The organism is Phenylobacterium sp. GW823-FHT02A09 (assembly GCF_058797775.1).
In genome coordinates, this window is record NZ_JBXAJZ010000003.1 from 757,564 (window position 1) to 771,865 (window position 14,302).

The following is a 14,302-nucleotide window of genomic DNA, read 5'->3' on the forward strand; positions in this document are numbered from 1 at the left end:
TATGTTATCGCGCAATTAACCTAGCTGATTAAGGCCGGTTCAAGCGGCTGGTTGCTACTCATAAGTCCACAACGGGGCATCCCGTACTCGGCAATACACGGCGCGAGTGCGGATCTGGTGGCGGAGAGATATCGTGATACTCACGGCGAATAGCGCTCAATCCCTGACCGCGGCGCTCAATGCCGCCAAGTCTGGCGATACGATCCTTCTTGAGGCTGGCAACTACTCGAACGTCCAGATCAAGAACCTCGTGTTCGACGGCACGGTGACCATCGCCTCGAAGGATCCCGGTAATCCGGCGACCTTCACCGGTCTGGTGGTGACGGGCAGCGAGAACCTGACCTTCCAGAACCTCCACATGGACTTCAGCTCGCCGTGGACGGTCTGGAACGCCCAGATCGTCAGCTCGAAGAACATCGAGCTGAACAACCTCGACTTCCATGGGTCGATGAACGGCAACCCGGCCGACGACCAGAACGCGCTGCTGATCCGCAGCAGCGAGGGCGTCAAGGTAATCGGGTCGGAGTTCCAAGAATTTTCCCACGCCGTCAGCATGATGAACAGCGACGGCGTCCGGATCGAAGCCAACAGCTTCCACGACCTGCGTTCCGACGGGGTCATGGGGGCCGGCACCTCGAACGTGCAGATCGTCGGCAACGTCTTCACGGACTTCTATCCGGCCGACGGCGACCACCCCGATGCGATCCAGTTCCTGACCCGCGGCACGACCGAGAAGGCTCACGACATCCTGGTGAGCGGCAACCTGATCACGCGCGGCGACGGCGGCATCATCCAGGGCGTGTTCATCACCGACCAGATCGGGCTCGGCTATGACCGGGTGACGGTGACCGACAACGTCGTGACCGGCGGCATGTACAACGGCATCATGGTGGCGATGGCCAACGGCGTCGTCATCGATGGCAACGTCGTGGCGTCCTACAGCGACCAGAAGTCGTGGATCCGGGTCGGCGACTCGACCAACGTCCAGATGAGCAACAACCAGGCGGGCGCCTACATCCTGCAGGGCAACACCGCTCTGATGCAGACCGGCGACGTCGTCCTGCAGCCGCTCACGTCGGCGCAGATCGCCAGCCTGAAGACCTGGCTGGCCACGAACACCGAAGTTTCGAGCGGCCTGGTGGGCATGCTGGACGGTGCGGCCCCGACCACGCCGACGACCCCGACCACGCCGACCACCCCGACGACTCCCACCACGCCGACCACTCCGACGGCGCCGACCACGCCCACGACGCCGACGGCGCCGGTCATCAAGGATCCGGCTCCGGTGGAGACCGCGGTGATCGTGCTCGCCGGCACGGCGGGCGACGACCGCCTGACCGTCACGGGCAAGGCCAACATGCAGCTGGAAGGCGGCGCGGGTAACGACGTGCTGACCGGCGGCGCGGGCGCCAACACGCTGATCGGCGGGGCCGGCGACGACACCTACATCATCCGCGACAGCGACGACGTGATCGTCGAGGGCGCGAATGGCGGGACCGACCTCGTCTACGCCTACGTCAACCACACGCTCAGCGCCAACGTCGAGAACCTGAAGCTGCAGGAAGGCGCGACCGTCGGCGTCGGCAACGACCTGGCCAACATCATCACCGGCACGACCCAGGCCGACAATCTGTCGGGCCTGGGCGGCGACGACACCGTGCGGGGGCGTGAAGGCAACGACACGATCAGCGGCGGCGACGGCGCGGACCAACTGTATGGCGACGCCGGCGACGACCGCCTGGACGGCGGGGCTGGCAATGACAGCCTGTATGGCGGCGAGGGCAACGACATCCTGATCGGCGGGGCTGGCGACAACCGTCTCGAAGGCGGCCCCGGCGCCGACACGCTGGTCGGCGGCTCCGGCGCGGACAGCTTTGTCTACCGCCCGGGCGACCTCGTCGGCGTGGATCGGATCGAGGGCTTCTCCTCGGCCCAGGGCGACCGGATCCTGCTCGCCGAGCTGGACGCCAACACCAACACCGCCGCGAACGACAAATTCACGTTCATCGGCAGCAGCGCTTTTAGCGGCAAGGCGGGCGAGTTGCGGTTCCAGGTCATTAACGGGGACGCACACGTCTACGGCGACATGAACGGCGACCGCATCGCCGACTTCGAGATAAACGTGGTGGGTGTCAGCAAGCTCACAGCCGCCGACTTCATGCTCTGAGTGAGCTGAAAACCGGGTTCGAACACCATCCCGCCGCTGCGTCCCCCGCAGCGGCGGGTTTTCTTTTGGTCGTTCGAAAGGAGAACTGAAGATTAGTCGCTGTTCGCCTGGATTCTGCCCGATTCATGACATGTCTTGGACGCGAATCAACCGTCACTATCCAGGTATATGACAGTCTAAGTTCGCGACATTGCAGGATTGTTGCGACGTTCCGTCACCTGGATGGGCGCAATCTGAGTATGTAGATAGACGCTCACATTCAGTGGCTTTGGTGCACGCAAGTGTATCGGACTTTGGCCACCAATAGTGAGGGTCTCCCTACGTGACTAATATTACTGTTAATAGTGCAGATTCGCTGCGTGCCGCTCTTACGACTGCTAAGGCGGGCGATACCATTCTTCTTTCGGCCGGCAACTACGGCAATGTCAATCTGAAGGGCATTGTCTTCGACGGTACGGTGACGATCACCTCGAAGGATGCGGGTAATCCAGCGACCTTGACCGGTCTGACCGTGGCCAACAGCCAGGGGCTCTCCTTCGAGAACCTGCACATGGATTACAGCAATCCGTCCACGGTTTGGAACACCCAGGTCAACAGCTCTAAGAACATCTCGTTCGACAACATCAACTTCCACGGCTCGCTGAACAACAACCCCGGCGATGACCAGTCGGCGATGCTGATCCGTGAAAGCTCGAACGTGAAGGTGACGAACTCGGAGTTCCACGAGCTCGCCCACGGCGTCAGCATGATGAACAGCAACGGCGTCCGCGTCGAAGGCAACAACATGCATGACATGCGTGCTGACGGCGTGATCGCCGTGGGTACGTCCAACGTGCAGGTGCTCAACAACTCCTTCCACGACTTCGCCCCGGCCACCGGCGACCACCCGGACGCCGTTCAGTTCCTGACCCGCGGCGCCACTTCGGCGGCGCAAAACATCGTGGTCAGCGGCAACGTGGTCGCGCGCGGTGAAGGCGGCATCATCCAGGGCATCTTCATCACCGACCAGGCCGGCATCGGCTACAAGAACGTGACCGTGACCGACAACGTGGTCGTGGGCGGCATGTACAACGGCATCATGGTGTCCAACACCAACGGCCTGACCGTCGACGGCAACACTGTCGCGCCCTATGGCGACATGACGTCGTGGATCCGCATCGCCAACTCGACCAACGCCAAGATCACCAACAACGAAGCCGCCAGCTTCAACCTGAGCGGCACGACCACGACGGCGAACAGCGGCAACGTCACCATCAAGGCCCTGACCTCTGCTGAGATCGCCAAGATCGACGCCTGGGTGAAGGCGCACGAAGGTGAAGCCGGCGCCATCTCGACCTTCCCGCTGCCGGGCGGCGCTCCGACGCCGACCCCGACTCCGGACCCGGATCCGACCCCGACTCCGGAACCGACCCCGGATCCGACGCCCAATCCCGATCCGGGTACGGGCTCCGGCTCGGACGGCGGCTCTGGCTCTGACGGCGGTTCGGGTTCGGACGGTGGTTCGCTGACCGTGCTGAAGGGCACCTCCGGCGCCGACCGTCTGACGGTCAGCGGCAAGGTGAACATGCAGCTGGAAGGCGGCGCCGGTGACGACGTGCTGACCGGCGGCAAGGGCGCCAACGTCCTGATCGGCGGGGCCGGCAATGACACCTATGTGATCTCGGACGCTGACGACAAGATCGTGGAGTCCGCGAATGGCGGCACCGATACGGTCTTCGCCTACGCCAATCACACGCTGGCCGACAACGTCGAGAACCTGAAGCTGCAGGAAGGCGCTACGTCGGGCACCGGCAATGCGCTGGCCAACGACATTTCCGGCACCACCAAGGCCGACAATCTGTCGGGCCTGGGCGGCGATGACATCCTGCGCGGTCGTGAAGGCAACGACACCCTGTCGGGCGGCGACGGCAACGACCGTCTGCTGGGCGACGCCGGCGCCGACCGTCTCGACGGCGGTAACGGCAACGACACGCTCACCGGCGGCGACGGCAACGACGTCCTGCTGGGCGGGGCCGGCAACGACCGCCTGGAAGGCGGCCCGGGCGCCGACACCCTGACCGGCGGCGCTGGCGCTGACAACTTCGTGTTCCGTCCGGCCGACCTCGGGTCGACCGACGTGATCACGGACTTCTCGAAGGCGCAGGGCGACAAGATCCTGCTCAGCGAGCTGGACGCCAACACCAAGACGGCGGCGAACGACAAGTTCGCCTTCATCGGGGCCAAGGCGTTCAGCGGCCAGGCCGGCCAACTCCGCTACGAAGTCACCAATGGCGAAACTCACGTCTATGGCGACATGAACGGCGACAAGGTGGCTGACCTGCACATCAAGCTGACGGGCGTTCACAGCCTGGATGGCTCGGAGTTCGCGCTCTAAGCGGCGCCCTCGGACTTCCCCGGACCTGGCCGCCATGCCCAGGTTCGGGGCATCCGATCTACGCTACCGAAAAGCGTGACGGCCCCAGCGGTCGTCACGCTTTTTGCGTTTTTGACCTGCGCTTGCGGCGCTCCTCGTCGAGGACGCCGTCGAGATAGTCGATCAGTTCGCTCGGATCGGTGGTCGCCAGCACCGGCGGCCGAGCTTTGATGCGCGCGATCGCGGCGGCCAGTTCGTCGGCGTCGTTGGCGACTTCGATCAGGCCGCGCGCGGCGAAGGCGCTCGTGATCTCGGCCTGGTGATTGTCGTAGTGCTCGCCCTTTTCCAGCAGTCGAGGGAAGGCGATCACCCGGCAGCCCTGGCGCAGCGCCGTGATCAGCGAGCCGGTGCCGCCGTGGCAGACGACGATGTCGGCGTGGGTCAGCAGGTCCTGGATCCTGTCGAAGGGCAGGGTCTCGACGGACTCCACGCCTTCCGGCTGCGGGGCCCCGACGCCGGTCTGGATGATCACCTCTTCGGCCAGCTCGCCCCGCGCCTTCAGTTCGGCGACGGAGGAGACTAGGCGCTCGAAGGGCAGGGTGGCGCCGACGGTCGCGAATAGCAGCGGCTTCTTGGGCGGCGGCGGCTCGTCCAGCAGTCGGAACGGGTCGAACACCTTGGCTTTGGGGAAGTAGGACGAGAGCGCCTTGGACTGCACGACCATGTCGTCGGCGAGCGGGCCGGCGATGCGCGCGAACAACGACGGGCGGTCGAACCGCGCGAACGAGTCGATCACCACCGTCCGCGCGCCGCGCAGCCGCGCCCATGCGACAGCGAAGAACACCGCGCCCGCGCCCGTCGAGATGACGACGTCCGGACGTTCGCGGGCGATGATCGCGGCCGACCGGAAGAAATTGCTGATCCCGGCGCGGACCATGCGCCACGGCGCGCCCAACCGGGCCTGGCCGATCGCCACGTGCGGGACGAAGTGCGTGCGATGCGTTTGGGCGAGGGTGGCGCCGAGCGCGGTGTCCTCGGTGACGAAGAAGTAGTCGTGCTTCGACCAGATGCTCTCCAGGTCGAGCAGCTGGCGGACGTGACCGCCGCCGGAGGCTGCCAGGCACAGCCGCAGGCGACGGCCGGCCGGCTTCGCGCCGCTGGCGGGCGCCGCTTCCGCAGCTACGACGTCTGAAACCGCCACCGTCTCGCCATCACTGTTCACGCGGGAAATCTCTCGTTACCACTCAGACATCTAAAGACGGGTTACTACGTGGCTTGATATTCGTCGGCCAGTCGCCGCTAAACCGCCGCGAAACCTTTTTTTGTTGTAGCGAGGTCGCGCGCGCTCGGCGCGGTCAGGGAAACGAGTATGGCCTTGCCGGCGTCACCAACGGTCGAACGCGTGCTTCGTGGGCAGCTCTGCACGGGCTGCGGGCTTTGCGCGTCCGTGTCCGAGGGCGCGATCACGATGAAGATGACGCCGCCCGGCTATAGCCGGCCGGTGCAGACCACGCCGATTTCCGCCGAGGCCGAGCGAGTTATCGCCGGTTCCTGCCCTGGGGCGGTCGTCGCCGGCTGGGATCGCGAGGCGAACGTGCATCCCTATTGGGGGCCGTGGCGCGGGGTCTGGACTGGCTTCGCCGCCGACGAGGCCGTGCGCTTCGAAGGCTCGTCCGGCGGCGCCATTTCGGCGATCCTGATCCACGCCCTCGCCAGCGGCTTCGTCGACCGCGTGGTTCATATCAAGGCCGATCCGGAAAACCCGACCGGCAATGTTACGGTCTGTTCGACGACGCCGCAGGAGATCCTGGCTGGCGCCGGCTCGCGCTACACGGCCTCGTCGCCGCTGAGCGGCATCGACGAGGCGCTGGCCGCCGGCGGGCGCATGGCCTTCGTAGGTAAGCCGTGCGACGTCTCGGCGTTGCGCCGGCTGGCCTTGCACGATCCGCGGGTCGATCAGCACGTGCCGCTGATGCTGTCGTTCTTCTGCGGCGGCATGCCGAGCCACGATGGCGTGCACCGGATCCTGAAGGCGATGGAGGTGTCGTTCGAGGACGTGGCGGCGTTTCGCTTCCGCGGCCAGGGCTGGCCCGGAACCGCGGCCGCGACCACGCACGACGGCCGGGTCGCGAAGATGTCCTATGCCGACAGTTGGGGTGGCCACCTTTCGAAGGAAGTGCAATTCCGCTGCAAGATCTGCCCTGACGCGGTCGGCGGGGCGGCGGACATCGCCTGCGCCGATGCCTGGTATGGCGGTGAAAGCGGCTATCCGAGCTTCGAAGAGCAGGACGGTCGCAGCCTGATCGTGGTGCGCTCGCCGGTGGGCGCGGAGATGTTCCAGCGCGCGGTCGATGACGGCGTCCTGAGCGTCGAGCCGCTCGATATCGGCGAAATCGACCTGATGCAGCCGTCCCAAGCGCGCCGAAAGCGCCTGGTGCGTGCGCGGATGGGCGCGCTCAGCGCCACCCTGCAGCCGAAGCCGGACATGCGGGGGACAGAGGTCGCGACCGCGGCGCGGCTCGCGCCGCCGGCAGAGGCCGCGCGCAATCTGGTCGGAACGATGCGCCGGGTACTTCTTGGAAAGCGCTAGTTAACCGAACTGCTCATCAGCAGATTGTTCACAAACTTCAGCCTACTTTGTTAGTGCACGCGCAAATCGCGGGCGCTATCTCTCTGAAAGGCTTCGGGCCTGTCAGAAGGCGTTACGAATTGGGGGGCACGCGCATGCATTACGGAAAGATCGTCTGCGGTAGTTTGCTTGGCGTTGTGGCGTTGGCCACGCCTGCGCTCGCGCAAGAGACGCGAAGCGTCAAGTTCGGCGTCCAGGCGACGGTCGTGCAGGACAGCAACGTCTCCCGCTCGGACGCGGCGACCGCGGCGCTCCGCGGCATCCAGCGCGAGGACACCATCTTCAGCCCCGCGGTGACGGCCGACGTGCTGCTGCCGGTCAGCCGCCAGTCGCTCTATCTGCGCGGCAGCGTCGGTTACGACTTCCACGACAAGAACACCCAGCTCGACACCGAGAACCTGGACTTCGAAGGCGGGGCCAACCTGCGTTTCGGTCCCTGCGAGGGCCAGCTCGGCGGATCGTTCCACCACGGCCAGGCGAACATTCAGACCGTCACCCTGGTGGACTCGGAAAACGCCATCGACAGCAGCTCGGTCGGCGCGACCGTCGCCTGCACCCGTGGCACCGGCCTCGGCGTCACGGCGGCGGCGCACAAGACCTGGTCCGAGAACAGCAACGCCGTCGTGTTCCAAAATGATTCAGAGACGTGGGACGGCACCGTCGGCGTGACCTATTCGCGTCCCGCCCTGGGAACGCTCACCGTCTATGCGGGCTATTCCGACACCGACTATCCGAACCGCATCCTGCCGACCTCGGCCAGCGGCTATGAGACGACGACCCTCGGCGTGTCGTTCGAGCGTCGGATCAGCAGCCGCCTGCAGGGCGTCATCAACTACGGCTACACCACTGTCGAGACCGACAGCCTGGTGTCCAACAGCGATTTCGAAGGCTCGACCTGGAGCGTCGACCTGATCTATCGCCCGACGACGCGCCTGCGGACGGAGTTCAGCATGGGCCGTGCGGTCGTGCCCGCCAGCAGCATCGGCGGCCTCTATTCGATCGCCACCAACTACCGCCTCACGGCCGACTACGAACTTGGCTCGCGAATTGCACTGTCGGCCGGGACGGAGTTCGTGGACAGCGAAACAGACGGCTCATTCGCCTCCCTGTTCCCGGTGCTGACGGACTCCCAGAGCTACGCCGTGTTCGGGGGCGTCACGTTTACGCAGAGCGAGCGGATCCGTTGGACCCTGAATGCGCGTTACGAGGATCGGGACGCCAACGCCCCGCAGTACACCTATGATCGGACTGTCGTCGCGCTGGCGGCGGGGGTCGCGTTTTAATCGGACTGAGGCCTGACATGCGCAATAGCCTGCTCAAACTGATCGTCGTCATCGGGACTGCTCTCGCCGTGCCGCTGAGCGCGCAGGCGCAGGCTACCAGCCCTGCGGCAGGTCCGGCCATGGCTCCGGCCGTTGGGCCGTCGATGGCGGCGCCCGATGCGCAGCCGGCGCCGTCGCCCGACTATATTCTCGGCCCGGACGACGTCGTCGACGTCGAGGTGCTGGGCCGGGCGGACTTCAAGACCCGGGCGCGGATCGGGGCCGACGGCACCATTCAGCTGCCGCTGATCGGCCGCATCGCCGCCGGCGAGCGCACGGCCCGCGCGCTCAGCGAACAGGTGCGCGCGGCGCTGCAGGCGGGCGGCTACTTCGCCAGCCCGATCGTCAACGTGGAAGTGGTCTCTTACTCGAGCCGCTATGTCACCGTCCTGGGCGCGGTCACTTCGCCGGGCCTGGTCACGGTCAACCGCTCCTACCGGCTGTCGGAAATCCTGGCGCGGGTCGGCGGCGTCAACGCCGCTGGCGCCGACTACATCGTCCTGCGTCCCGCGGACGGCAGCGCCGAGAAGCGCCTGCTGATCAAGGATCTGGCCACGGGCGACCTGTCGCAGGATCCGGTGGTCGGGGCCGGCGACAAGATCTTCGCCCCGCAAGCCGAGCTCTTCTACATCAGCGGCCAGGTCAACTCGCCTGGATCGTACCCGGTGGCGACGGGTCTGACCTATCGCCTGGCGATCGCCAAGGCCGGCGGGCTCGGCCCGGCCGGTTCGGACCGCCGTCTGCAGGTCACCCGTGCGGGAACGAAATTGAAGGTCAATCTCGACGATAAGGTCGAGCCGGGCGACGTGATCGTCATCGGCGAGCGTTTGTTCTAAGGCGGCTTTGGGGGCCGGAGACAGGCAATGAGCATTATCCAGTTCCTCAGGATCCTTTGGGCCCGGCGGTGGGTGACCATCGCGGCGACGGTCAGCTGCGTGCTGGGCGCGTTCATCGTCACCCTGATCGTGCCGCCCCGGTACTCGGCCTATTCGCGGGTCATGATGGATCTCGTGAAGCCGGACCCGGTGACCGGTCAGGTCACCGCTGCGCCCAGCTTCGCGCGGGCCTACACCAAGACCCAGATCGAGCTGATCAAGGACTACCGGGTCGCCGGCCAGGTGGTCGAAGACCTCGGCTGGCTGCAGGATCCCAACCTGATCACCCAGTACGACATGCGCGGACCGGGCGATGACCGCGACTTCCGTCGCTGGGCCGCTCAGCGCGTCATCGACGGAACCGGCGCCTCGTTGATCGAAGGCAGCAACATCCTCGAGATCAGCTATACCTCGAACTCGCCGGAATCCGCGCGCACCGTCGCCGACGCTCTGCGCAAGGCCTACATCGACACCAGTCTGGCCTTCCGCCGCGAGTCTGCGCGCCGGACCGCCGAGTGGTATGACGCCCAGACCGTGAAGGCCAAGTCGGTCCTGGTCTCGGCCGAAGCGAGCAAGACCGCCTACGAAAAGCAAACCGGCATCGTGCTGCAGGACGGCGGCCCCGATATCGAAAGCGCCAAGCTGAGCGCGTTGGCGGCGGCTTCGGCGGCCTCCGCGGCGCCGGTGATCGCCGGCCCGTCGGCCTCGGCCATGCAACTGGCCCAGATCGACGCTTCGATCGCCCAGGCCTCGCGGGTGCTGGGTCCGAACCACCCCGATCTGATCGCAATGCGCCAGCAACGCGCCGTGATGGCCCAGCAGGTCGCCCAGGAGCGATCCGCCGTCGGCGCCATGGCCGGGGCCAACGCGGTCAGCGCCGGCGCGCTGGAGCGTCAGAAGAACAAGGTCATCGGCCAGCGCGATCAGGTCGAGCGCCTGCGCCAACTGCAGGCCGAAGTCGATCTGCGCCGCTCACAGTTCGAGAAGGCTGCGGCGCGCACCGCCGAACTGCGTCAGGAAGCCGAGGTCGGCGAAACCAACCTGGTGCCGCTCGGCAGCGCGGTGACCCCGCAGAACCCCAGCTTCCCCAACATTCCGCTGATCATGTTCGGCGCCCTGGGCTTCGGCCTCGGCTTCGGCGTGCTGGTGTCGCTGCTCATCGAACTGTTCGGCCGCCGCGTCCGCGGAGCCGAGGATGTCACCTCGGTTATCGATGCGCCGCTGCTGGCTGTGATCGCCGGGCCGCGCAAGCCGCCCAGCTTCCTGGGGATCTCGCTGCCGACCGGCGGCGCCCGGGGGCCGACGCGTCGTAAATTTGCGAACGCATGAGCAAGGAAACGCAAGTGCCTCGGACAAGTGAAGCCACCCCCCTCGGCGGCGCCTCCATCGGCGAGGCCGGGTCGCCCAGGGGGGGCGAGGGCGCCTACTCCTTCGCGCCCTCGGTCGTCAGCCTGTCCGCGCCGCATGGCGAGCAGGCCGAGGCCATCCGCACCCTGCGCACGCACATCATGGCCCAGCATGTCGACGACGGTCGGCGCGGCCTGGCGATCTGCGGACCGAGCATCGGCGTCGGCTGCACGTTCACGGCGGTCAATCTCGCCGTGGCGCTCTCGCAGATCGGCGTCAACACGCTGCTGATCGATGGCGACCTGCGCCGCCCGACTGTTCAGGAACTCATTCGTCCGACCAAGCCGGTGATCGGCCTGCTCCAGGCGCTGAGCTCGGACGAGTCGCTGGACGGCGTCATCCAATCGTCGGTGGCGCCGAACCTGTCGGTGATGTTCTCGGGCGGCGCCGCTCCGGACGCCCAGGAACTGCTCGCGAGCGATCGGTTCAAGGATCTGGTCGACCAGCAGCTGCGCGACTTCGACATGACGATCATCGACACGCCGGCGGCCAACAGCTGCGCCGATGCGCGCCGCATCAGCACGGTCGTCGGCTACAGCCTGATCGTGGTGCGGCGCAACCGAAGCTTCGTCGGCGACATGCAGGCCCTGGCCGCTCAACTGAATGAAGACCGCGCCCGCATCGTCGGCACGGTGATGAACGAAGGCTGATCAGTGGCCTCCGCAGTATCAGAAAACGCGCCGCGTTCCCGGTTCGCGATCACCCCGGCTTGGGTGGTGGCGCTGGGTATGGCGCTGCTGGCGATCCCGACGATCGCGACGCTGGGCGAGCAGGTCTGGTCCAAGGAATCCGGGGCGCACGGCCCGATCGTCCTGGTCACCGGCCTCTGGCTTCTGTGGCGCAAGCGCGACGAGATGCTCGCCGCGGCGGTCCCCGGCAGCGACTGGCTGACCATTCCGGCCATGACCGCGTCGCTGGCGCTCTACATCTTCGGCCGAGCCTATGACTTCATCAGCCTCGAGGTGATCGGGCTCTATGGCGTCGGGGTGTCGCTGCTCTATGCCTGCTTCGGCCTGCGGGTGCTGCTGACCAACTGGTTTCCCCTGTTCTATCTGGGCTTCCTGGTCCCGCCGCCGGGCTGGTTCATGGACGGCATCACCGCGCCGCTGAAGCTGTTCGTGTCGTTCGCGGCCACCGAAGGGCTGCAGGCCGTCGGCATCCCCGTCTTCCGCGAAGGCGTGACGCTGATGATCGGCCATTACCAGCTGCTGGTGGAGGACGCCTGTTCGGGCATGAACTCGATCACCGGCCTGGTGGCGATCAGCCTGTTCTACATCTACCTGCTGCGCAACGCGTCGTGGCGCTACTCGCTGTTCCTGGTGGCGCTGGTGATCCCGATCGCCATTGTCGCCAACATCATCCGGATCGTGACGCTGGTGTTGCTGACCTACTTCTTCGGCGACGCCGTGGCCCAGGGCTTCCTGCACATGGCGGCCGGCATCTTCCTGTTCGTGACCGCGCTGCTCCTGGTCTTCGCGGTCGACAACCTGATGTCGCGCCTGCTGAAGCGGACGGGAGCGGCGGAATGATCGGGCGTCGCGAACTGTTGTTCCTCGGCGCCTGTGCGGGCGCCGCAGGCGTCTCCTACGGGCTCAAGCCGCGCCGCCGCCTCAGCCTGGTCAAGTCGGGCGACAAGATCGACGCGATCGTGCCGGTGCGCTTTGGCCAATGGTCCTCGGAAGAGAGCGACGGCCTGGTCCAGCCCAACACGGAAGGCCTGGCCGCGACGCTTTACAGCGAGATGGTCAGCCGCATCTATCGCGACCTCGAAACCGACGAGCAGATCATGATGCTGATCGCCTATGGGGACACCCAGAGCGATCTGCTGCAATTGCACCGGCCGGAGTCCTGCTACCCGGCCCTGGGGTTCGAGCTGCAGTCGGTGCGAGCCGGGGAAATGGCGCTGCCGGGCGGCGCGGAGCTGCCGGTTCGCCGGATCGTCGCCAAGGGCGCGGATCGGGTCGAGTACGTCACCTACTGGACGCGGATGGGCGAGTACCTGCCCAAGAGCGCCGGCGACCAACGCTCTGTGCGTCTGAAGACGGCGATGGAAGGCTACGTGCCGGACGGCGTGCTGGTGCGCTTCTCGGCGCTGGGTTCGGACACCAAGGGCGCGTTCGGCCTGATCGACCGGTTCGTGCCGGCTCTGCTGGCCGCGACCCCGGCCTCGCGCCGCAACGCGCTGATCGGGACGCAGCTGGCGAACGCCATCAAGGCCTGACGCCGACGACGGCGTTTGGCCGGCGGGACGACGATATCGAGGTGCGGGCGGAGACGCTCGGATGCGCCGCGCCAGCTGACGCTGCGGCAGTACTGGAGTTGAGAGTGAACGCGATGGCGGACAAGGCGATCAAGATCGGCCTGCTGTGGCACTCGCCGAACTCCGGCAACCTCGGCGTCGGGGCGTTGACGGTGGCCAATATGGCGATCGTGCGCGCAGTGGCGACGGAGATGGGCCTCACGCCGCGTTTCACCATCATCGGCATGCGGGATGATGGGGCGGTGTACGTGTCGCCGACCGAGGCGGATCTGTTCGTGGTCAACACCCGCACCCTGCTGGATCCCAGCGGGGCGCTGCGTGTCATCGCTGATCAGGACTGCATCCTGGACATCGGCGCCGGCGACAGCTTCGCCGACATCTACGGTCTGCGCCGCTTCATGTTCCTGTGGCTGACCAAGATGCAGGCGCTGGCCGCGCGCACGCCGCTGGTCCTGTCGCCGCAGACGATCGGCCCGTTCACCAGATCGCCCTATCGCCAGATGGCGTCGGTGGCCCTGAAGCGGGCCGACAGCGTGCTGGCCCGCGACCAGGCCTCGCTCGACGCGCTTCGCGGATTGGCCCCGGCCGCCAAAGGCGCCCTGTCGGTCGATGTCGCGTTCGCCTTGCCCTATGTCGATCGCAGCGCCGAACGGGGCGGCGCGCGACTGCGGCTCGGCGTGAACGTGTCCGGCCTGCTGTTCAACGAGGCCGAGAGCGGCCGCAACCGCTTCGGCCTCAGCGTCGACTACGCCGACCTGATGCGGCGGTTCGTCGGCCGCGCCGCGGCCCGCGACGACATCGAGGTCCACCTCCTCCCGCACGCCACCGCCGAGGCCTACGCCTGGGATGACGATGGCCGGATCGCGGACAAACTTGCGACTGAATTCCCCGCCACGGTGAGGGTTGGGAACTTCACAAATCCTTCCGACGCTAAGTCTTATATCTCCAGCCTGGACTTCCTGGTGGCTGGCCGGATGCATGCTTGTATCGGAGCGTTTTCATCGGGCACGCCCGTCGTGCCGGTCGCCTACAGTCGAAAGTTCAGCGGGTTGTTCGGATTGCTGGCGTACAAGTGGATGATCCCCACCTCGGGCGTCGATGTCGAGGGGGCGCTGGGGTACCTTGAGGACTGTCTTGATCGGCGGCAGGAGTTGGCGGCCGATATCGTCGCCGGAATGCGTGAGGTGGATGACCTGCTCGGCGTCTATCGGGCTGAGCTTCGCCGAACCTTCGAAGCGGCTGCGGCCTGAGTAAGCCTGTCCTCCAACGTCGGTGAGCGCCGACAACGG

General features: G+C 66.3%; 11 protein-coding genes. 10 read left to right on the forward strand and 1 reads right to left on the reverse strand.

The annotated features are described in order from the left end of the window. Positions 1-133: 133 nt before the first annotated feature. Complete coding sequence (locus AC1Q87_RS16330) at positions 134-2,167, forward strand: right-handed parallel beta-helix repeat-containing protein (RefSeq protein ID WP_492609968.1); 2,034 nt, start codon at positions 134-136, stop codon at positions 2,165-2,167. A 496-nt stretch (positions 2,168-2,663) separates the two neighbouring features. Next, positions 2,664-4,541 carry a calcium-binding protein gene (locus AC1Q87_RS16335; protein ID WP_492609969.1) on the forward strand — a complete coding sequence of 626 codons (1,878 nt, stop codon included), beginning with the start codon at positions 2,664-2,666 and terminating at the stop codon, positions 4,539-4,541. Between the two features lie 94 nt (positions 4,542-4,635). Here the strand turns inward: AC1Q87_RS16335 and welK are convergent, their stop codons facing one another. After that, a complete protein-coding gene (gene welK, locus AC1Q87_RS16340; RefSeq protein ID WP_492609970.1) occupies positions 4,636-5,742 on the reverse strand; it encodes a beta-1,4-glucuronosyltransferase WelK in 1,107 nt (368 codons plus the stop codon). Between the two features lie 246 nt (positions 5,743-5,988). Between welK and AC1Q87_RS16345 the strand changes: the two genes are divergently transcribed. From AC1Q87_RS16345 to AC1Q87_RS16380, 8 genes are all read left to right on the forward strand, one after another. Beyond that, positions 5,989-7,110 carry a Coenzyme F420 hydrogenase/dehydrogenase, beta subunit C-terminal domain gene (locus AC1Q87_RS16345; RefSeq protein ID WP_492609971.1) on the forward strand — a complete coding sequence of 374 codons (1,122 nt, stop codon included), beginning with the start codon at positions 5,989-5,991 and terminating at the stop codon, positions 7,108-7,110. 134 nt (positions 7,111-7,244) lie between these two features. Continuing rightward, positions 7,245-8,432 (forward strand): outer membrane beta-barrel protein, encoded by a 1,188-nt coding sequence (locus AC1Q87_RS16350; protein ID WP_492609972.1) that lies wholly within the window; start codon positions 7,245-7,247, stop codon positions 8,430-8,432. Positions 8,433-8,449: 17 nt separating this feature from the next. Next, the gene (locus tag AC1Q87_RS16355; protein WP_492609973.1) at positions 8,450-9,307 is read left to right on the forward strand and encodes an SLBB domain-containing protein; all 858 of its coding nucleotides are present in this window, start codon (positions 8,450-8,452) and stop codon (positions 9,305-9,307) included. A 27-nt stretch (positions 9,308-9,334) separates the two neighbouring features. Further along, complete coding sequence (locus AC1Q87_RS16360; RefSeq protein WP_492609974.1) at positions 9,335-10,675, forward strand: Wzz/FepE/Etk N-terminal domain-containing protein; 1,341 nt, start codon at positions 9,335-9,337, stop codon at positions 10,673-10,675. Next, positions 10,672-11,403, forward strand: a complete 732-nt coding sequence (locus tag AC1Q87_RS16365) for a CpsD/CapB family tyrosine-protein kinase (protein ID WP_492609975.1) — start codon at positions 10,672-10,674, stop codon at positions 11,401-11,403. The genes AC1Q87_RS16360 and AC1Q87_RS16365 overlap by 4 nt, the downstream gene beginning before the upstream one ends. Before the next feature lie 3 nt (positions 11,404-11,406). After that, entirely contained in the window at positions 11,407-12,282 is an 876-nt protein-coding gene (gene xrtV / locus AC1Q87_RS16370; RefSeq protein ID WP_492609976.1) for an exosortase V, read from the forward strand. Then, positions 12,279-12,974, forward strand: a complete 696-nt coding sequence (epsI, locus tag AC1Q87_RS16375; RefSeq protein ID WP_492609977.1) for an exosortase-associated protein EpsI, V-type — start codon at positions 12,279-12,281, stop codon at positions 12,972-12,974. Before xrtV ends, epsI begins: the two co-directional genes overlap by 4 nt. 113 nt (positions 12,975-13,087) lie before the next feature. Then, positions 13,088-14,263 carry a polysaccharide pyruvyl transferase family protein gene (locus AC1Q87_RS16380; RefSeq protein ID WP_492609978.1) on the forward strand — a complete coding sequence of 392 codons (1,176 nt, stop codon included), beginning with the start codon at positions 13,088-13,090 and terminating at the stop codon, positions 14,261-14,263. Positions 14,264-14,302 lie beyond the last annotated feature (39 nt).

Bases quoted from the DNA above. Each gene is read 5' to 3' on its own strand.
- AC1Q87_RS16345 (WP_492609971.1), top strand. From the start codon at position 5,989: ATGAAGATGACGCCGCCCGGCTATAGCCGGCCGGTGCAGACCACGCCG.
- AC1Q87_RS16350 (WP_492609972.1), top strand. From the start codon at position 7,245: ATGCATTACGGAAAGATCGTCTGCGGTAGTTTGCTTGGCGTTGTGGCG.
- AC1Q87_RS16355 (WP_492609973.1), top strand. From the start codon at position 8,450: ATGCGCAATAGCCTGCTCAAACTGATCGTCGTCATCGGGACTGCTCTC.
- AC1Q87_RS16360 (WP_492609974.1), top strand. From the start codon at position 9,335: ATGAGCATTATCCAGTTCCTCAGGATCCTTTGGGCCCGGCGGTGGGTG.
- AC1Q87_RS16365 (WP_492609975.1), top strand. From the start codon at position 10,672: ATGAGCAAGGAAACGCAAGTGCCTCGGACAAGTGAAGCCACCCCCCTC.
- epsI (WP_492609977.1), top strand. From the start codon at position 12,279: ATGATCGGGCGTCGCGAACTGTTGTTCCTCGGCGCCTGTGCGGGCGCC.
- AC1Q87_RS16380 (WP_492609978.1), top strand. From the start codon at position 13,088: ATGGCGGACAAGGCGATCAAGATCGGCCTGCTGTGGCACTCGCCGAAC.